This is a genomic window from Allobosea sp. (genome assembly GCF_035944895.1).
In the GTDB taxonomy this organism is placed as follows: Bacteria; Pseudomonadota; Alphaproteobacteria; order Rhizobiales; family Beijerinckiaceae; genus Allobosea.
The window spans coordinates 774441-793363 of the sequence record NZ_DASZAT010000005.1; the positions used below are offsets into that span (position 1 = coordinate 774441).

The window sequence follows — 18923 nt, forward strand, 5'->3', positions numbered from 1 at the left end:
CGATGGACGGGGACAGGGGCGCGGCGGATAAAACGCCGCCGACCTTCGCTTCGGTTCAGGCCGCGGTGCCGTGCAACTGAAGGCTCGGTAGGGAGAACCTGGCCGGCGGAGGGCACCACGCCCTCCGCCTTGCCTTGTCTGGCTAGCTCCAGAAGCCTGCCTGGTGATCGCGCGGAGAGAACGTTTCGCTGACGTCCAGCTGCTCCTGCCGCGCTTCGTGGTTCTCCTCGTGGTCGTGCTCGGTCTCGAGCACACACTCACAATCGTGCCGTTCCAGCATGGATCGCTCCTTTCAAAACGTGGGAGGTTGCTTCAGGCACGGGTTAGATATGAACTATTGCTGCATCGCACAAGCTTTCTTAGCGGGTGCGGGATAACCGCCAGCGCATGGAACAAAATCGAAAGCACCGCGAGATCAGCTGCTGTCGGCGTCCTTCGGGCTGGCGACGATCGCCGATTGTTGCTCTGCCGCGCGGTCGAGGCAGGCGGCCATTTCCGGAGTGCCCCATTTGAATTTCGAGCACTGCTCGGTGCCGATGGTCAGGTTCCGGGCGACGCCACGCGGGCTGTCGCTTCCGCTGCAGCCGGCGAGAGTAATGGCGATTGCGGCGAGTACTATGCGCATGGTTGTCCCTCCTTCCGAACGGCCAAGTCGAGCAGGTGCATGGGGCGATAATTTGATCGGGCCCGCGCAGGGGAGCGCGAGCCCGATTTTGGCGGCGTGAAGATGGAGGCGGCGATCCCCGCTATTTCAGGAAACCGGCCTCGCGGAAGGCCTTCTCGGCGCCGGGATGCAGCGGCACCGGCTGCGTCTTCCAGGCGGTGGCGGGGTCGTAGCGGCCCATGGCCTGGTAGATGTTCGCAAGGCGCGGCTTGTTGGCGATGATCGCCTTGGTCATGGCATAGACGAAGTCGTCGGGGAGCTCCGAGGAGACCAGATAGATATTGCCCATCGAGGAGACCGAGATGTCGCCGCTCTGCAGTTCCGGGAAGGTGCCGGCCGCGATGGTGCCCTTCGAGTAGCCGTATTTCTCGGTGAGCGCGTTCTGCAGCTCGGCCGGGAAGGCGGCGAACTTCACCTTGCGGCGGCCGTCGACGATCTGGCTTGCCAGGCCGGAAGGGATCTCGCCCGCCGTCCAGAGCACGTTGAACTGGTTGTCGTTGAAGCCCTGGATCAGTTCGCCATAGGCGGAGACCACGACCTTGCCGCCGCCGGAGCGGATCTTCGCGAAGGAATTGCCGTAGTGCTCGAGCGCCCGCTGCAGCGTCAGATGCTCGGAGGTGGCGGCCGGGGTCACGCCGATGGTGAGCTTGGGATCGGCGAGGATCTCGGCGAGCGAGCGCTTCTCCTCAACCGGCACATAGACCATGAAATAGACGTCTACACCGGTCGAGCCGAGCGTGCGCAGCTTGTCGTGCTTCTGCTTGTAGGGCTCCTCGCCCTTCAGCGCGGCGGCGCTGAGGAAGTCGATGCCCATGCCGATCTGGCTCAAGCCCGCCTGGATGCGGCTGGGGTTGTCCTTGCCGCCGCCGGGGACGATGCGGATGTTGACCCCCGGCGTCGCCTCCATGACCAGGGTCGAGACGCCGGTGGTCTGGGTGAACCAGGCGCCGCCGGGCGAGCCGGAGGTCCATTCGAGGTTCTTGCTCTGGGCCGCGGCCGGCAGGGGCGCGGCGACGAGGGCGCCGAAGAGCGCCAGCAGCGAGAGACGCGGGAGGAAGCGTGACATCCTGGAGGCTCCGATCATGATGAGAGAGGTGGTTCAGGCAGTGCGGGCGGCGTCTTCTGCTTCGAACTCGGCGAGCGTCTTCTCGTCGGCGGGGTAGAGCCCGACGAGCTGCGCGCCGGCGGCGACGCGCTTCTGCACCCAGAGTTCGAACCGGTTCTGCTTCTCACCGCCGGTGGCGATCACCTCGGCGAGCTCGGGCGGGACGACGAGGACGCCGTCCTCGTCGGCGACGATCAGGTCTCCCGGCCAGATAGCGGCGTCGCCGCAGCCGATCGGCTCGCCCCAGCCGGCGAAGCTGAGCCCGCCGATGGAGGGTGGCGAAGCGGTGCCGCTGGCCCAGACCGGCAGGCCGACCTGGCGCAGGCCCGGCAGGTCGCGCACGACGCCGTCGCTGACGATCGCCCGGACGTCGTTGAGCCTGAGGCGGTCGGCGAAGATGTCGCCGACCGTGCCGGCGGCGGGATGACCGCGTGCGTCGATGACGACGATGCTGCCGGGCGGGGCCGCATCGATCGCAGCCGGCAATGCGCCGGGCCAGCCATAGCTCGCCGGCACCGCCTTGTCGTCGCGGGCCGGGACGAAGCGCAAGGTAAAGGCGGGGCCACAGATCGAGCTGTCGCCGACCAGCCGGCGCGGGCCGGTGAGATAGCTCTGGCGCAGGCCATGCTTGATCAACTGGCTCGACAGGGTCGGCGTGCCGATCGCGGCGAGGCGGGCCTGGATGTCCTTGCTCATGGCATCGCTCAGTCGAAAGCCGGATCGACCGGGACGCGGTAAGCGGTGACCAGCCGATTGGTCTCGTTGGCCATGCCGATCACCGCGACGAGCTCGGCGAACATCTCCTCGCTCATCCCGGCCTTGCGGGCGGCGGCGGTATGGCTGGCGATGCAATAGGTGCAGTTGTTGGTTACGCTGACGGCCAGATAGACCAGCTCCTTGGTCAGCGGGTCGAGCGCGCCCGGCGCCATCACCTCCTTGATGCTCTCCCAGGTCCGCTTCAGCGTCTTGGGATCGCTTGCAAGGTATTTCCAGAAGTCGTTGACGTCTGGCACGTTGCGGCTGCGCTTGATGTCGTCGATCACGGCGCGCGCTTCGGGCGAGGCATCCTCGTAGGAAACCGGCTTCGGCCTGCTGCTCATGCTGCGTTTCTCCCATCTTCAATCGATCCGGCGATGTCGCCGAACGTCACCGGTTTCACCGGCATGCGGATGCGCAGGTAGCCGATCTCGGCCGGCGACCGTCCGGTCAGGGCAGCCATCGTCTCGGTGACGCTGTGGCCACACATGCGTCCCTGGCACGGTCCCATGCCGGCCCGCGTGAAGGCTTTCAGCTGGTTCGGCCCCTGGCATTGCTCGGCGACGGCGGTGGCAATCGCCCCGCGCGTCACCTCCTCGCAGCGGCAGACGAGCGTGGCGTCGTCGCCTGGCGCGAGGAATTGCGGTGCCGGCCGGTAGAGCGCTTCGAGGAAGGGGCGGATCGCGCTTTCGCGCCGCAATCTGGCGAAGGCGGGAGCGGCGGCGCGCTCGGCTTCGTCTGCCGGGAGGCGGCCGAGATCGGCGCAAGCTGCGAGCGCCGCGATCTCGCCGGTGAGTTCGGCACAGGCCGCACCGAGGATGCCGCCGGCATCGCCGGCGATCAGGATGTCGTTGCGGCTCGAGCGGCCCCAGCGATCGCGCTCCGGCCGCCAGCAGCGCTGGCTCTCGTCGAAGGCATGGCGGCAGCCGAGCGCCATGGCGAGATTGACGTTGGGAATGACGCCCTGGTGCAGGAAGACCATCTCGGTCGCGATCTCGCCGCGCTCGCCCCCGGCCTGCCAGCTGATGCTGCGGACGGCGCTCTCGCCCTCGATCCGCAGCCCCTCGACATGATTGACGACGGTGATGCCGGCGCGCCTGATCTCGGCCAGCAGGCCGAGACCCTTGCGCAGATAGGACGGCGCCATGAGCGCGCCCGGCAGATGCCGCAGCGCCTTCAATCGTGCGCCACGCGGCGTCGTGTCGAGCAAGGCGGCGACCGGGACGCCGGCGCGGGCATATTGCGCGACGATGAGGTAGATCAGCGGGCCGCTGCCGGCGAAGACGGCGCCGGGCGCGGCACTGGCCGCGGTCTTGAGCAGGATCTGGGCGGCGCCAGCCGTCATCACGCCGGGCAGAGTCCAGCCGGGAATCGGGAAGGGGCGTTCCATCGCACCGCTTGCGACGATGATCCGTTTCGCCTGGAGGCTCTGCGGTCCATTCGGGCCGGTGAGGTCGAGCGTGCCCTTCTCCTCCTGCCAGATCAGCGAGCCCGGCCAGTAATCGGCGCCGCAGGCGAGGAAGCGCTCCGCCAGCATGCGCCCGGCATGATAATCGGGGCCGAGCACCGAAGCGGGCAGCGGCGCCGGCTCGGTGACGGCTCGGAAGATCTGCCCACCCGGAGCTGGCTGCTCGTCGATCACCGCGACGCTCAGCCCATGCCGGCGCGCGGCGATCGCCGCGGCCATGCCTGCCGGCCCTGCGCCGATGATGGCGAGATCGACGTTTCCGCTCATGCCTTGCCCCCGGGAGCAGGCAGGAGGGCGGCGCCCTGCTGCGGCTCGACGCAGATGCCGGCGCGGACGCGCTCCTGGCAGGCCTGGCGGTTCGGCCGGCCGTCGATGGTGACGAGGCAGTCGAAGCAGACGCCCATCATGCAATAGGCCGCGCGCTCGCGCCCGCCTGCCGGGGTGGTACGGAACGGTCCGAAGCCCTCGCGCAGCAGCACGGCAGCCAGCGTCTCGCCCTCGGGCGCGCTGACCGTGCGGCCGGACAGGACGATGCCGACCAGAGGCCGGTCAGGCTGCACGAGTTGCTTGAACATGGAAGCGGGCCGGGGAGAAGGGCAGGGCGATATCGTCGGGCAGTGCGCCGGCGCGGATAGCGTCGGCGAGCGGGCCGGCATGGAAGGGCGCGAGCGTGACCCCGCTATGGACCGAGGTCAGGAAGGCCTGCGGGTGGCTGGCCGAGCGCTGGTAGATCGGCTGGCCGTCCGGACTCATTACCCTGAGCGCCCCCCAGGCGCGCACTGCCCGGACATCGCGCAGGAATGGGAAGACGGTGGTGGCGCGCCGGGCCGTGTCCTGCAGGACATTGCGCGTCGTCGCCTCCTCGAAGCCGGCTTCCTCGGAGGATTCGCCACAGATCAGCCCGCCATCGGCGGTCTGGCGGATGAAGCTGATGCCGCGCGGCATGAATGGGCGCAGTTTCTCGGTGATCAGGATCTGGCCGCGCACCGGCCGCACCGGCGCCTCCAACCCGAGCTGCGGCGCCAGGCGGGCATTGCCGAGCCCGGCGGCGAGCACGATGCGGTCGGCATGGCCCACGCCGCTGGCGGAGGCGATGCAAAAGCCTGCGGCTTCCGGCGCGATGCTTTCGACGCGGGCGCGCGGCAGGTAGCGCCCGCCGCGCTTCTGGAAAGCAGCCAGCAGGGCGCGCAGCAGTCGCAACGGGTCGACCATACCGTCGAGTTTGCAGAAGGTCGCGCCGGCGACGCCATCGCCGAGCATCGGGAAGTCGGCCCGCATGTCGGACAGGCTCGCGCGTGCATAGCCGCTCGGGATCTGCGAGCGCGCCTCCGCAGCCTCGAGCTGGCCAGCGCGCTTGTCGAGCTCTTCCGGCGTGAAGCAGCAGAAGAAGGCGCCGTCCTGCCGGAAGCGCAGGTCGATGCCGGTCTCGTCGGTCAGCGCGGCGGCGAAGTCGCGCCAGGCCAAAGCGGCCCGGCGGGTGAGATCGGCATAGGGCGGGCTCGCCAGCCCTTTGCCCTGCACCCAGACATTGCCGAGATTGCCGCGGGCGGCGCGGTGAGCGATGTCGCCCTCGTCATAGAGGGCGACGCTCGCGCCGCCGCGCACGAGGCCGAGCCCGATCGCGGCGCCAACCAGCCCGCCTCCGATGATCGCGATCTCGGACCCCGCCGCCACAGCGCGTCTCAGCGCTCGTCCTGCCGGAAGCGGCGCGGCCGCAACCCGGCATGGAACCAGTTCACCAGCGACACCGCGTCATAGACCGGCACGCCGAACTTCTCGACGATGTCGGCGCTGTAGGGGGTCAGGTTGGTGCATTCGGAGACGATGGCGCCGATATTCGGGTTCTCGCGCAGCAGGCGGCCGGCCGCCTCCAGCACCTCGGCGCGCAATGTGTCGAAAGGCACGCTATTGTCGCCGTCGCGGATCGAGCGGACGAATTCGCTATCCTGTGGCATGCCGACGACCGGCGTATCGGCGGCGACGCCGACGCCCTCGAAATAGCGCCCGCTCAGCGAGGCCGCATTATAGGTGAGGACGCCGACGCGCTTCGAGGCCGGGATCAGGCGCTCGACCATCGGCACCTGCAGCAGGGCGCTGGTCGCGACCGGGACGGAGCAGAACTCGGCGAGCTCGCGCTGGTAGATCGAGAGGAAGCCGCAGGTGGTGGTGATGCCGTCGACGCCGGCATCGATCAGCTCCTGCGCCGCCACCTTGAACTTGTCGAGCAGGTCGACATTGTGCAGGTCGGTCATCCGCGCCGGGATCGCGTCATGGACGATGCGGTACTGCACCGGGAAGTTCCAGGTGCCGGCATGGCCGATATCGCCGAGGAAGCGCTCGAAATAGGAGCGCACCATCAGGACGCCGACGCTCACGCCATAATAGGTCTTCTTCCGCTCGTTCAACGCAGTTCTCCTTCGGCATGGTTGACCAGCGCCGGCTTGAGTTCGGGCGCAGTGCCGCGCGCGGTTGCGATGCGGCTCATCAGGATGGTGGCGCCGACCAAAGCGAGGCCGATGAGCCCGCGCTGCCAGACCGGCACGACATAGGCGAGCGAGCACAGGCAGCCGGCGGTGACATAGGCGAGGCGCAGCCAGGCGGGCAGCGGCCCCCAGGTGTAGCCGACGAGGCCGGCCGAGATCAGGACGAGGCCTGTCGACAACGCGATCGCCGTCGAGACGATGCCGAACAGCGAGCCCTCGAGGATCAGGCCGGGCTCGTAGATATAGGCCATGCCGGTGACGAAGCCGCCGAGCGCGAAGCGGCAGGCATACCAGCCGGTGGTCATCGGTGGGGCGCCGGCGATGGTCGCGGCGGCGTCCGCCACCGGCGCGACAGGTGGCGAGGCATCGGCGAGGACGGCGAAGTAGAAGATGAAGAGGTGGATCGCGATCAGCGGCACGCCGTGTTCGGCGATCAGCGGCGCGCCGATTGCGGCGGTGATGATGTAGGCCGGCGTTGTCGGGATGCCGACGCCGAGAAAGAGGCAGGTGCCGGCGATCAGCAGCGCCAGCAGCAGCAGCGAGCCGCCGGCCGCCGCCTTGATCATGCCGGTGAAGGCGAGCAGCAGGCCGGTTGCGGTCAGCGCCGCCGTGATGATGCCGGCCGAGGTGACGGCGACGGCAATCATCGAGATCAGGAAGCCACCGTCGCGCAGCGCGATGAAGATCGCGCGCGGCCCCATGCGGGTATGGCTGCGCAGCGCCGCGACCACGACTGTCGCGATCGTCCCCCAGAAGGCGGCGAGATAGGGCGAGAACCGCATCATCATCATCGTCACCAGCAGCGCGAGCGGCAGGACGAGATGGGCGTCGCGGACGAGGTCGGACAGGCTGGGCAGCATGTGGCGCGGGATCGCGCCGATGCCGAGCTTCTTCGACTCGTAGTGAACCGCGGCGAGGATGTTGACGTAGTAGAGCGCCGCCCCCATCGCCGCCGCGACGATGATCGCCGAATAGGGCACGGCGATCATCTCCGACATGATGAAGGCGGCCGCGCCCATCACCGGTGGCACCAGCGGCCCGCCGACGCTCGCGGCGGCCTCGATGCCGGCGGCAAAGACCGGGCGGAAGCCGAGCCGCTTCATCAGCGGAATCGACATCGAGCCGGTGACCACGACATTGGCGACGGAGGAGCCGCTCATCGTGCCGAACAAGGCCGATGAGATCACCGCGACCTTGGCCGGCCCGCCGGTGAAGCGGCCGCCGGTGAGGGCGCCGAAATTGCCGAAGAGCCGGCTCATGCCGCTCGCCTGCATCAGCGAGCCGAAGATCAGGAAGGAGGCGACGATGGTCGCGCTCATCACCGTCAGCGAGCCGTAGAGGCCACTGCCGACCGAGAGGAAGTTGATCTCGGTGATGTGGGCGAAGGGCAACTCGCGATAATACCAGGCGCCCGGCAAGAGATGGCAGATCGCCATGTAGCCGATCACCGCGACGACGAGGCCGGCGAGGGTGTAGGAAATCGAGCGGCGCGTCGCCTCGACCACTGTCGCGACCATCACCGTGCCGAGCACGTACTGCACCGGTGTCAACGGGTCGATGAAGCTGGTGCGCTCGTAGATCTGTTCCTGGTTCAGGTAGATGTAGACGTTCGGCACGAAGGCGCAGACCGCCAGGACGAGGTCGAGCACGCTCGGCCGGTTCTTCGGCGAATGCTCGGTCGCGGGAAACAGCAGGAAGACCGGCGGCACGAACAGCGCCAGATGGATTGCGGCGAGCTCCAGCGGCTCGGGATAGCCGGTGCCGGCGAACCAGATATGGACCAGCACCGCGGCCACCGACCACAGGCCGAGGAGGGTACCGGGAATTCCGTCTATCCGCCGCATCGTTCGTTGCCCCCGAGCGCAGCCGCCATGCCGGACATGCACCGACCGAAGCCTGAGGAAGAACGTCGGACTTGACGCGTTCCCGCTTTTGTCGATTGCATGCAATAATCAAGACAGCTAAGTTTCATGTCGTCAATTCTCTTTGACGCGCAATTTCCGGAAAAAAATTCTCCGCATCGAACGGATCATCCGTTCTTGCGGACAACTCCCGGTTGCCTGGAGAGCGGGTATGATCTTGCAGGGAATCGTGGATGCCGGGAGCGGCGCGGGAATGGAGGCGGGAACGTGACGGTGCCGTTCAGCATGCCGATGCTGGAAGCCTCAGTGCGACGGGTCGCGGCCCAGCCGCTACCCCAGCAGATCGCCGCCCATCTGCGCGAGCTGATCATCCATGACGAGCTGAAGCCGGGCGAGCGGGTCCGCGAGCAGCCTCTGTCGCTCGAACTCGCCGTGTCCCGCACGCCCCTGCGCGACGCCCTCAAGATCCTTGCGGTCGAGCGGCTCGTCGACCTGCACCCGAACCGTGGAGCGACCGTCGCCAATCCGGGCGTGGTGGAACTGCGCGACCTGCTGCGGGTCTATTCGACGCTGGAGGGCCTGGCCGGCCAGATGGCTTGCGAGCGTGCGGAGCAGGACGACATCGATGCTGTCCATCGCTGGCAGCAGGAGATGGTCGGGGCCTTCGAGCGGCGTGACAAGCTTGCCTATTTCCGGGCCAACCAGGCTTTCCACCTGCGCATCATCGCAGCCTCGCGCAACGCCTCGCTGATCGAGGTTCACGGCCAGCTCAATCTGCGCCTGCACCGCGTACGCTATCTCGCGATCATGCAGCAGAAGGACTGGACCTTCGTCAGCAACCAGCACGAGGCGATCATCGAAGCGCTCGACAAGCGCGACGGCGTGCTGCTCGGGCGTTTGCTGGTCGAACATTTCTCCAGCGCCTGGCGGGCGCTGGACCTGCTCGAAGCCCAGCAGGCGACGGCGGGTGCCACGTCTGCCCAGGCGCAGCTCTAGGGCGCGGGAGGACGAGATGCTGCCGCAGCCCGAACGACAGACGCTGGCGACACATTGGGGCACCTACCGGGTCAGGATGGAGGCAGGCCGCCCCGTCGCGCTCGACCCGTTCGAGGCCGACCCCGATCCCTCGCCGATCGCCTCCGCGATGCTGGAAGGGCGCACCGCCCCGGCCCGCATCCTGCGGCCGGCAGTGCGGCGCTCCTTCCTGGAACGCGGCCATGCCGCCGGCGGAGAAGGGCGCGGCAGCGAGCCCTTCGTCGAGGTGAGCTGGGACGAGGCGCTGGCGCTGGTCTCAGGCGAGCTCGACCGGGTGCGCAGCGACCATGGCAATGGCGCGATCTATGGCGGCTCCTATGGCTGGGCCAGCGCCGGGCGCTTCCACCATGCACAGAGCCAAATCCACCGCTTCCTCAATACGATCGGCGGCTATACGCGCTCGGTCCAGAACTACTCCTTCGCCGCCGCCGACACGATCCTGCCGCATGTGATCGGCGATCGCAGGGGGCTCGCCAGCGGCCATACGCCCTGGCGGCTGCTGGCCGGCCATGCCGAGCTGATCCTGATGTTCGGCGGCGCCTCGCCGAAGAATGCACAGGTCTCCTCCGGCGGGCTCAGCCGCCACGCGTTGCGCGAGGGCATTCTGGCCTGCCGCGACAAGGGCGCGGAGCTGGTCTCGATCAGCCCGATCCGCGACGACACCGCGTTGGAAGCCGGGGCGCAATGGTGGGCGCCGCGGCCGCAATCCGACGTCGCGTTGATGCTCGGCCTCTGCCACACGCTCTTGAGCGAAGGCCTGCACGACCGCGATTTCCTGGCGCGCTGCACCACCGGCTTCGAGAGGGTCGAGGCTTATCTGACCGGCGCCGCCGACGGCACGCCCAAGACCGCGGACTGGGCAGCGGCGCTCTCGGAGATTCCGGCTGACGAGATCCGCGCACTTGCCCGCAGGATGGCGGCGAAGCGGACCTTCATCATGATGTCCTGGTCGCTGCAGCGGGCCGACCATGGCGAGCAGCCTTATTGGATGGCGATCACCCTTGCTGCCATGCTCGGCCAGATCGGTTTGCCCGGCGGCGGCTTCGGCTTCGGCTACGGCTCGGTCAACGGCGTCGGCAACGCCGCGCAGGAGATCACCTGGCCGTCGCTGTCGCAGGGCGACAATCCCGTCACGGATTTCATCCCGGTCGCGCGCATCGCCGACATGCTGCTCGATCCCGGCGGCGCCTATGACTTCAACGGCGAGCGCCGGAGCTATCCCGACATCAAGCTGGTCTACTGGGCCGGCGGCAATCCGTTCCATCACCATCAGGACCTGAACCGTCTGGTCCAGGCCTGGCAGCGGCCGCAGGCGATCATCGTGCACGAGCCCTGGTGGACAGCGACCGCTCGTCATGCCGACATCGTCCTGCCTGTCACCACCCAGCTCGAGCGCAACGACATCGTCTGCGCCAATCGCGACCTGATGCTGGCGGCCTCGCACAAGGCGGTAGAGCCGGCCGGCGAGGCGCGCGACGACTATGCGATCTTCTCCGGCCTTGCCGCACGGCTCGGTGTCGAGGAGGCCTTCACCGAGGGGCGCGACGAGGAGAGCTGGCTGCGCCAGCTCTACGGGCTGGCCCGCCAGCGCGTCGCCGCGGCCAATCTCGACATCCCCGATTTCGACAGCTTCTGGCGCCAGGGTGTGACGCTCCTGCCCGAACCGGAGGTGGTGAAGCCGCTGCTCGCCGATTTCCGCGCCGACCCGCAGGCACATCGCCTCGCGACGCCGTCCGGCCTGATCGAGCTCTTCTCCGAGCGGATCGCCAGCTTCGGCTACGAGGATTGCCTCGGCCACGCCGTCTGGCTGCCCTCGCAGGAGTGGCTGGGCGCGGCCGCAGCGGAGCGCTTCCCGCTGCATCTGATCTCCAACCAGCCAGTGACCAAGCTGCACAGCCAGTACGACCATGGCAGCCACGCCTACGACAGCAAGATCGCCGGGCGCGAGCCGGTGCGCATGCACCCGCAGGACGCCGAGTGTCGCAGCCTGAAGGATGGCGACATCGTCAGGATCTTCAACGAGCGCGGCGCCTGCCTCGCCGGCCTGCGCGTGTCGGATGCGCTGCGCCCTGGCGTGGTCCAGCTCTCGACTGGCGCCTGGTTCGACCCGTTCGAGCCCGGCCGCCCCGGCACGCTCGACAAGCATGGCAATCCGAACGTGCTGACGCCCGATCGCGGCACTTCGCGCCTGGGGCAGGGGCCGAGCGCCCATTCCTGCCTCGTCGAGATCGAAGCCTATCGCGGGCCGCTGCCCGAGATCACTAGTCATGCACCGCCGACGATCCTGCCGGCAGGCGTGAAGAGCCCAGAATGAGGATGGCCGTGTCGACCACCGAGATCCGCCGCATCGATTCCAACGGTCGCCGCAGCCGCGTCGTCGTCCATAACGGCACGCTGCATTTCGCCGGCCAGGTCGCCGACGATTTCAGCGGCGACATCGGCCAGCAGACGCAGGAAGCGCTCGCCCGCATCGACAAGCTCCTGGCCGAAGGCGGCAGCGAGCGCCGCAAGGTGCTCAGCGCCACGATCTGGCTCAAGGATATGGCCGATTATGCCGGGATGAACGCGGTCTGGGATCGCTGGATCGATCCGGACCATGCCCCGGCGCGCTGCTGCGGCGTGGTCGAGATGGCCGATCCGGGTATCAGGGTCGAGATCATCCTGACGGCGGCGCAGTGACGGGCGCGGATTCGGCACCCGGCCTTCGGGTGCCGACCTCTCATGCCAGCGACGAGCGCTCGTCGTTCCTCACCGGACGAACTTGACCCCGCCTGGCACGGCGAAGAGCGAGGCCGGTTGTGGCCCGACGACGACATTGCTGTCGCGGATCACCAGCGTGCCCTTCGAATTGCCTTGCTCGTCCGGGATGGTGTGCCGGGCTTCGATCAGCACGCCGTCCTTGCGGCAGGTCAGCTGCGAGATCTGCTGCGGCTGGCCGTTGACGTCCGCGGTGATGGTGACGAGGACGGTGCCGTCGCCACGATCCTGGGAGTTCACCTTGATGTCACGGCGCCGGGTATTGGGCGGAGCGGGAAGCCGTGAGCCGACCTTGGTCTCCGGATTGAACAGTACGACGCCCCGGCCCGGAGCGCTCATGATCTTGACCTCGGGGCCGGCCTGGCCCGAGCTTTCCTCGCGTAGCTTGCCGCCGGACACGAAGACTTTGACCCGCAATGACGCGTCGGGGCCGGAGATGCTGCGATCGGCACTGTAGGAGCCGGGCGCGACCTTGAGACATTCATTGGCGGTCGCGACGTGAGCGAAGGCGAACGTGCCGCACAGCGCCAGCATGGCCGGCAGGGCATGGATGTGTCTTGCGGTCATGACTGTCCTCATCGCAGGGCCGGGGGGAGACGCTCGAAGCCTCTCAGCATGACGTCTCCGACGATTCGCGAGACGGATGTGCCGTCCCGGACGGCCGAGAGAGCAGTGCCCGTCGGCAGGTCGGCCTTCCGCTTCGCGATCGCCAATGCTTTGCCGGTATATTGTGACCGAAGATCGGCCTGCGTCAGCACGGTCTGGCCGACGATCGAATCGGCCATGTAATAGACCTCGGAGACTGCCCGGCGCAGCACGCTGAAGTGCTGGAACTTGCCCTTGTCGAGGTGCAAGATCACCGGCGCCGCCAACTTCGGCAGGTCTTCCAGCGCGATTTCCGCGCCGGCGGCCTGGAAGCCGAGCTTCTTCGCCGCGAAGATCAGATCGTCGAAGGAGACGCCGTTGCCTTCGCGGTTCTTCCACTGCTCGGCGGTGTAGCGCGAGCGGATGATCTCGAGCGCCTCGATCTCGGTGGTCGGTCGGTTCCAGTAATAGGTCAGGATGGTGGCGATCGAAGCGGCGCCGCAGGTGAAGTCGGCGGTCTGGCCGACGACGCCGTCGAAACGGCGGTCGAGGAAGGATTTCGGCCGGCGTACCGAGCTTTCTTGAGCCGGAGCCTCCTCGGCCCACGCCGGAAGGCCTCCCGCGAGCGAGGTGCACAAGGCGCCTCCGCAACCGAGGAAGCGACGCCGTGTCAGGGCGGGGCGCGGCATGGCTGCCGGCCTCAGAAGCGCTTGCGCAAGGACAGCGAGAACGCGGCGTCCGGGGCGTCGTCGGTCAGGCCGAGCGTCACTGCCGGTTCGAGCCAGAAATCCTGCCCGAGCCGCTGGATCAGCGTGAAGCGCGCAGTCAGCAGCTCGTTGACCGAATTGGCGACCGGTACGCCGCCGACCTTCAGCCGCTCGGACAAGGCGCCGTTGAAGGACAAGCCCAGCGTCGTGCGCTCCGAAACCGCAAAGCCGAAGCCCATATTGTAGGTGATGCGATAGCCGGGCTCGATCTTGGTGCCGTTGAAGGTCTTCGGGATGGCATAGTCGGCGCCAACACCGAAGAACAGGATCAGCGGGTCGACCGTCTTGAAGAACTGGACCGAACCGCGCGGCACCCAATGGCCGCTCGATTGGTTGAGCGCCAGCGGGTCGGTTGGAATGTTCCCCGTCCGCAGGTTCACCAAGTCGTAGGGCGCATCGCCGGTCGGGATCGACACGCCGAGGCTGAGCGCGGCGCCGGGATACCACTCGCCTTCGCGCCAGAGATTGGCGGAGGCCTGGACCGAGACATCGCCGAGCCCGGAGCGATTGCGGACGATAGTCTGGTTGAAGGCGTTGGTTCGGCGCTGCGAGGCGAAATACGGGATCGACAAGGCGAGTTCGACGTCGTTGCTGATGCCGTAACGGAATGTCGTGGTGGCGCGGAAGCTGCGATCGTTCTGGACGAAGCTGGTGGCGCGGCCGTAATCGAAGCTCTGCGAGACCTCGAACTTGTTGCTCTGCAGGGTCGGGATGTTGTCACGCGCCAGGAATGCTTCCTGGGCGACGGTGCTCTTCTGCTGGGCCGAAGCCTGCTGCGCTCCACCTTGCGGAGTCTGGGCCGTCTGATCGCCCGGCGTGGCGGCTTGCTGCGGTTCTCCGGCTCGGCCCCGCGATGAGGCCGGCTTGGCCTTCTCGCGTTTGGTGACTTCGCCCTCGAGCAGCTTCAGGCGCGCCTCAAGTTGCTGGATCCGGCGCTCAAGCGCCTCTTCCTTCGATTGAGCAAAGGCGGAAACGCTGGCGGTCATCAAAACCGCCAGCGAAACACCGGCTGAACGCGCCGCAAGGCGCGTCATGCTGATTGATGTTCTACGCAACAATCCTAATCCCTATCCACCGGGCAGGCCGGAACCGATTGCAACAAGCCGGATCAGCCGAAGCGATCCGACCTGTCGGTGGGGTTATCAGGAGTTGTAGTACTGATAGTAGTAGGCGTTATAGAGATACTGAGTTGCGTAATAGGAATAGTAGTAAGCATTGTAATAATAATCGGCATTCGAGTAGATATATCCGTAATATGCGTAATAATTCGCATAGTACGAATAATAGTAGCCGTAGTAGCCGTAGTAGTCAGCGTAATAGCCTTTGCCGACAACCTTCTTGTTGGCGTCAGGCGTCAGCACCTTGGCGCTGGCGTTGCCGAAAATCTGGGCAGTGTCGGCAGCGGCTGGAGCGGCGCTGAATGCGAGCGCTGCGGCGGAGGCGAGCAACAACTTCTTCATGGACGGTCCCCTTGCTGTCACGATAGGTGAGAATGGTTCCACCTTGCAACGAATAGCTACACCGCTGACGTTGCGGCGTCAAGCAATGAATCTGGTGCGAGAAGGTTTTCAGCGAGCTATTCGTTATTTTTGAAAAATAAGTCGATACAAAAATTGAATTTACCGAGGTCTTATGATTTAAAAATTAAGCTAATAATAATTCCTTTCATCGATATGATGTTAGATCAAGGTCAATTCGATCTTTTATTACTAAATTGGATAAAGATACCCTTTGGTCATGGATTTATAAGCCTCAGCATATTCTCATTTTAAGATGCTGAACATGGTTTGAGCTGAAACGTTGTGTATCGGGCCATGCAATCATGCGACGAGCGGCGCGGTCTGGCGAATGGCGTGCCGCCTTGCCTCTCTTCCGGCTCAATGTCGCGTTGGTCGGCCCGCTGTGCTGCTCAGGGAAAAGGTTCTTGGCAGCCTCTCAGTTCTGAGCGGGTTCTGGCGGCGGTGGGCTGTCCGGCAGGTCGCGTCTGCTGCGCGTCTCCCCGAGCGGCGCGGGGCGGGCTATTGCGCCTCCAGCACCAGTTCCAGAGTCATCAGCACGGGATTGTCGCCGCGCGCGAGCGCGCCTTGGGTCATGCCGCCGGTGTAGTCCACGAGCGCGATCGCGAGCGCCGCTTCCGGTTTGCCGCCGATATCGGGCGCGACATGGCCGGCGGTGATCGCGATCTCGGTGGCGAAGGGCTCGATCGAGCGCCCGTCGGCGAAGCGCGCGCCGATGGTCGAGCCGACGCCGCCATGGATGATCGCCTGGGCGAGACCGCGCTCGACGCAGAACGCTTCCAGCGCGGTGAAGACGTCGCGGTTAGGCCGCAGTCGCAGCACGAAGAAGCGGCCGCCGGCTTCGGCGCCACCGCCCGGCCTTGCCGCCGGCATGAACAGCTTGAAATTGGTCTCCGGATCATGGCCGGCGACGAAGCCGGCGCCGTCCAGCCCAACTGCGTCGAGGGTGACGGGCTCGGCCAGGAAACTCTGGTCCGGCAGGATATGGCCGCCATTGTGCCGGCCGTCAGCCTCGCGCCAGAGCGCATGGCCATGGAAGAACGGGGCGCCGTCACGCGCGCCGAAGGTCAAGGCGCCGGTCTCGATTCGGGCCACGCCATCCGGCCGGAAGGTCTCGCTGTAGAAGGCGGCATGCTCCGGCGTCGCCGAGAGCGCTGGCATCACATAGGCGAAGGGCGCGAGCGCGAGGCCGGCCGGCAGGCGCAGCACGCCGCTGGAAAAGCCCTGCGCCGCGAAGGCCTCTGCGATCGCGTCGAGCAGCAGGCCGGGCTTCAGCTTCAATGTCAGCTTGCGGCCGCGGGCCAGGGCCCATTGGATGCGCTCGGGTTCGGCCGGTCCCGGCTGCTCGATCGTCCTCACGCCTGGGCTCCCGGCGCGCGGACGAAGTCGAGCAGGCCACGCTTCTCCAGCTCGTCGCGCACGAGCCGCTTGGGCACCTTGCCATAGCCGGATTTCGGCAGCTCCTCGAAGAAGAAGAAGCGCTTCGGCATCTTGTAGCGCGGGATCTTCTCGGCGAGGTAGCTCGCCAGTTCGTTCTCGTCGACGGGACTGCGCGCGACGCAGACGGCGACGCCGATCTCGCCCCAGACCGCATCGGGCACGCCGAGCACGGCGGCTTCCGCGATCGCCGGATGGGTCAGGATCTTCTCCTCGATCTCGCGCGGATAGATGTTCGAGCCGCCGGAGATGTACATGTCCGAGGCGCGACCGGTGATGTAGGTAAAGCCCTCCTCGTCCATGTGGCCGAGATCGCCGGTGCGGAACCAGCCATTGCGGAAGGATTTCGCATTGGCCTCGGGATTCTCGTAATAGCCGGCGAAGACGGCCGGGCCGATCACGCAGATCTCGCCGGTCTCGAAGGGCTTGAGCTCCGCGCCTTCATCGTTCTGGATCGACACCTGGATGCCGGTGCGCTCGACGCCGCAGCTGCCGATGCGCGCGGCCGGGCCGTCTTCCTCCACGTGCAGATAGGTCGGCAATACCGTGATGTTGCCGGTGACCTCGCCGAGGCCGAAATACTGGACAAGCACCTTGCCGAGCTTCTTCAGCGCCGTCTTCTGGTCCTCGCGATACATCGGCGCGCCGGCATAGATGACGTGGCGCAGGCTGGAATGATCGTGCTGGTCGACGGCCGGATGCTCGACCAGCATCTTCAGGATGGTCGGCACGGTGAAGATGTTGGTGACGCGGTGCTTTTCGATTAGCCGGAAGGCCTCGTCGATGTCGAAGCGCTCGGTCGGCAGCAGGATCGAGGGCGCGCCGCGGGCCGAGAGCACGAGCTGATGCACGCCGGCGCCATGCGAGAGCGGGGCGACCACGAGCGAGGCGTCCTGCTCCGTCGAGCCCGGCACGAGGTCGGCGAGATGGTTGGTGATGACGAAGCCCATCTGGCCATGGGTCAGCACCGCTGCCTTGGAACGGCCGGTCGTGCCGGAAGTGAAGAAGAACCAGCAGGGGTCGTCGCGGTCGACGATGGCGTCCGGCACGCGGCTGCCCTGATGCGCTGCGATCGCCTCGGTCAGCGTCGTCTCGCCGAAGCTGCCCGCGCCGATCCGCCAGGTGAACGCGAGCGTCTTGCTTTCCCTGGCGACGGCCGCAGCATGGTCGGGGAAGTCGCCATGGCAGAGGAAGCCCTTGGCGCCGGAGGAGGTCGCGAGCCAAGCGACCTCGTCCGGCATCAGCCGGAAATTGGTGGGAACCCAGACGGCGCCGAGCCGGAAGGCCGCGAACATCGAGACGAACATCTCGTCGCAATTCTTCGAGTGGACGAGGATGCGGTCGCCCTTGCCGATGCCGCGCGCGGCCAGCGCCGCGCAGAGCGCGTGGGTGGCCGCATCGAGCTCGCTCCAGCTCCATTGCCGCTCGCCCCAGATCAGCCCGGGGCGATTTGCGAAGCGGCGCGCATTGCGCGTCAGGAAATGCGCCAGGTTCATCACCCGTGTCGTCACAGGCTTTTGCCCACCGGCCGGGCCGGTGTCCGCAGCGCTCGTCATGGCGTCCTCTCCGCTGTCCTGATCTCGTCTTGCGCCGGCTTGACTTGCCGCCGGTCGAGCATGCTGGCGATCCGCGTCTCGACTTGCCGCGCCTCGTGGCGCAGCAGGGCGGCGAGTTCTTCCTGCCGCTGCGGCTGCATGCGTGAATCGATCGCGGCGATGCTGAGCGCTCCGGCGATACGTCCGTCCGGATAACGCACGCCGACGCCGATGCCCCAGGAGTTGGTGACGATGCGGCCGGGATTGAGGGCGAAACCCTGTCCTCTGGCGAGCGCGATATCGGTGATGAGCTGGGCCGGCGAATAGGCCGGGTAGCGGGTGGCGAGGACGGCGCGGTTGGCCTCGATCATCGCGGTGGATTCGATGTCGGGCATCAGCGCCAGCATGGCGAGCGAGCCGGCGCCGACCCCGAGCGGGTGCTGGTCGCCGGCCTGGAGGGCGTGGGTGCGCACCGGCCAGGTGCCTTCCTCGCGATGCAGGCAGATGGCGAAGCGGTCGCGCTGGATCGAGAAGAAGCTGGTGTCCTGCGTCGTGTCGGACAGCGCGTGCAGGCTCTCCATGGCGAGATCGAGCAGGCCGTGGCGCTGGCCCGAGAGCAGGCCGAGCACGAAAGCCTCCTCGCCGAGATGGTAGCGCCGCGTCCGGGCCTCCTGCTCGACCAGCCCCGCCCGCATCAGCGCCAGCAGCAGGCGCCGGACCGTCGGCTTGTTCAGTCCGCTCTCCTCGACGATCTCGCTGAGCGGCAGGCCCGACGCGCTTTCGCGGCCGACGAGCGCCAGCAATCGCAAGGCGCGATCGACGCTCTGCGAGCCTGACAGATCGGGCGTCGATAGGGCCTCGGGCTGCATTTCCTCTGCCGTAACGGGTCCATGATGCGGACCTCTCTTCTGCTTAGAGGTGTAAATGGCAGTGGTTCTGATTGCAACAGCGG

General features: G+C 66.8%; 20 protein-coding genes. 3 read left to right on the forward strand and 17 right to left on the reverse strand.

The features are described 5' to 3' along the window. Window positions 1-142: 142 nt before the first annotated feature. From VGV58_RS05970 to VGV58_RS06015, 10 genes are all read right to left on the reverse strand, one after another. Entirely contained in the window at window positions 143-280 is a 138-nt protein-coding gene (locus VGV58_RS05970; protein ID WP_326873054.1) for a hypothetical protein, read from the reverse strand. Window positions 281-415: 135 nt separating this feature from the next. Then, the gene (locus VGV58_RS05975) at window positions 416-625 is read right to left on the reverse strand and encodes a hypothetical protein (protein WP_326873055.1); all 210 of its coding nucleotides are present in this window, start codon (window positions 623-625) and stop codon (window positions 416-418) included. A gap of 121 nt (window positions 626-746) precedes the next feature. After that, entirely contained in the window at window positions 747-1730 is a 984-nt protein-coding gene (locus VGV58_RS05980) for a TAXI family TRAP transporter solute-binding subunit (protein ID WP_326873056.1), read from the reverse strand. A 33-nt stretch (window positions 1731-1763) separates the two neighbouring features. Then, on the reverse strand, window positions 1764-2465 hold the full coding sequence (locus tag VGV58_RS05985; protein ID WP_326873057.1) for an RraA family protein: 702 nt from the start codon (window positions 2463-2465) through the stop codon (window positions 1764-1766). 8 nt (window positions 2466-2473) lie between these two features. Beyond that, on the reverse strand, window positions 2474-2869 hold the full coding sequence (locus VGV58_RS05990; RefSeq protein WP_326873058.1) for a carboxymuconolactone decarboxylase family protein: 396 nt from the start codon (window positions 2867-2869) through the stop codon (window positions 2474-2476). After that, the gene (locus VGV58_RS05995) at window positions 2866-4260 is read right to left on the reverse strand and encodes an FAD/NAD(P)-dependent oxidoreductase (protein WP_326873059.1); all 1395 of its coding nucleotides are present in this window, start codon (window positions 4258-4260) and stop codon (window positions 2866-2868) included. Before VGV58_RS05995 ends, VGV58_RS05990 begins: the two co-directional genes overlap by 4 nt. Further along, on the reverse strand, window positions 4257-4568 hold the full coding sequence (locus VGV58_RS06000; RefSeq protein WP_326873060.1) for a (2Fe-2S)-binding protein: 312 nt from the start codon (window positions 4566-4568) through the stop codon (window positions 4257-4259). Before VGV58_RS06000 ends, VGV58_RS05995 begins: the two co-directional genes overlap by 4 nt. Further along, entirely contained in the window at window positions 4543-5667 is a 1125-nt protein-coding gene (locus VGV58_RS06005; RefSeq protein ID WP_326873061.1) for an NAD(P)/FAD-dependent oxidoreductase, read from the reverse strand. The genes VGV58_RS06000 and VGV58_RS06005 overlap by 26 nt, the downstream gene beginning before the upstream one ends. Window positions 5668-5675: 8 nt before the next feature. Next, window positions 5676-6398, reverse strand: coding sequence for an aspartate/glutamate racemase family protein (locus tag VGV58_RS06010; RefSeq protein ID WP_326873062.1), 723 nt, complete (start codon window positions 6396-6398; stop codon window positions 5676-5678). Beyond that, window positions 6395-8320, reverse strand: a complete 1926-nt coding sequence (locus tag VGV58_RS06015; protein ID WP_326873063.1) for a TRAP transporter permease — start codon at window positions 8318-8320, stop codon at window positions 6395-6397. The genes VGV58_RS06010 and VGV58_RS06015 overlap by 4 nt, the downstream gene beginning before the upstream one ends. A gap of 285 nt (window positions 8321-8605) precedes the next feature. Between VGV58_RS06015 and VGV58_RS06020 the strand changes: the two genes are divergently transcribed. From VGV58_RS06020 to VGV58_RS06030, 3 genes are read left to right on the forward strand one after another with little or no spacing between them, the layout of a single operon-like run. Continuing rightward, window positions 8606-9334 carry a GntR family transcriptional regulator gene (locus tag VGV58_RS06020; RefSeq protein ID WP_326873064.1) on the forward strand — a complete coding sequence of 243 codons (729 nt, stop codon included), beginning with the start codon at window positions 8606-8608 and terminating at the stop codon, window positions 9332-9334. Window positions 9335-9350: 16 nt separating this feature from the next. Continuing rightward, window positions 9351-11687, forward strand: coding sequence for a molybdopterin-dependent oxidoreductase (locus VGV58_RS06025; RefSeq protein WP_326873065.1), 2337 nt, complete (start codon window positions 9351-9353; stop codon window positions 11685-11687). 2 nt (window positions 11688-11689) lie between these two features. Then, entirely contained in the window at window positions 11690-12052 is a 363-nt protein-coding gene (locus tag VGV58_RS06030) for a RidA family protein (RefSeq protein WP_414643913.1), read from the forward strand. Window positions 12053-12121: 69 nt separating this feature from the next. Here the strand turns inward: VGV58_RS06030 and VGV58_RS06035 are convergent, their stop codons facing one another. From VGV58_RS06035 to VGV58_RS06065, 7 genes are all read right to left on the reverse strand, one after another. Then, a complete protein-coding gene (locus tag VGV58_RS06035) occupies window positions 12122-12697 on the reverse strand; it encodes a hypothetical protein (RefSeq protein ID WP_326873067.1) in 576 nt (191 codons plus the stop codon). Window positions 12698-12705: 8 nt separating this feature from the next. Continuing rightward, complete coding sequence (locus tag VGV58_RS06040; RefSeq protein WP_326873068.1) at window positions 12706-13353, reverse strand: C39 family peptidase; 648 nt, start codon at window positions 13351-13353, stop codon at window positions 12706-12708. A gap of 62 nt (window positions 13354-13415) precedes the next feature. Then, the gene (locus VGV58_RS06045) at window positions 13416-14468 is read right to left on the reverse strand and encodes a hypothetical protein (RefSeq protein WP_326873069.1); all 1053 of its coding nucleotides are present in this window, start codon (window positions 14466-14468) and stop codon (window positions 13416-13418) included. A 156-nt stretch (window positions 14469-14624) separates the two neighbouring features. Next, window positions 14625-14942 carry a hypothetical protein gene (locus VGV58_RS06050; protein ID WP_326873070.1) on the reverse strand — a complete coding sequence of 106 codons (318 nt, stop codon included), beginning with the start codon at window positions 14940-14942 and terminating at the stop codon, window positions 14625-14627. A 558-nt stretch (window positions 14943-15500) separates the two neighbouring features. Further along, a complete protein-coding gene (locus VGV58_RS06055) occupies window positions 15501-16358 on the reverse strand; it encodes a PCC domain-containing protein (RefSeq protein WP_326873071.1) in 858 nt (285 codons plus the stop codon). Further along, the gene (locus VGV58_RS06060; protein WP_326873072.1) at window positions 16355-17992 is read right to left on the reverse strand and encodes an acyl-CoA synthetase; all 1638 of its coding nucleotides are present in this window, start codon (window positions 17990-17992) and stop codon (window positions 16355-16357) included. Before VGV58_RS06060 ends, VGV58_RS06055 begins: the two co-directional genes overlap by 4 nt. Next, complete coding sequence (locus VGV58_RS06065; protein ID WP_326873073.1) at window positions 17989-18840, reverse strand: IclR family transcriptional regulator; 852 nt, start codon at window positions 18838-18840, stop codon at window positions 17989-17991. The genes VGV58_RS06060 and VGV58_RS06065 overlap by 4 nt, the downstream gene beginning before the upstream one ends. Between the last annotated feature and the right edge of the window lie 83 nt (window positions 18841-18923).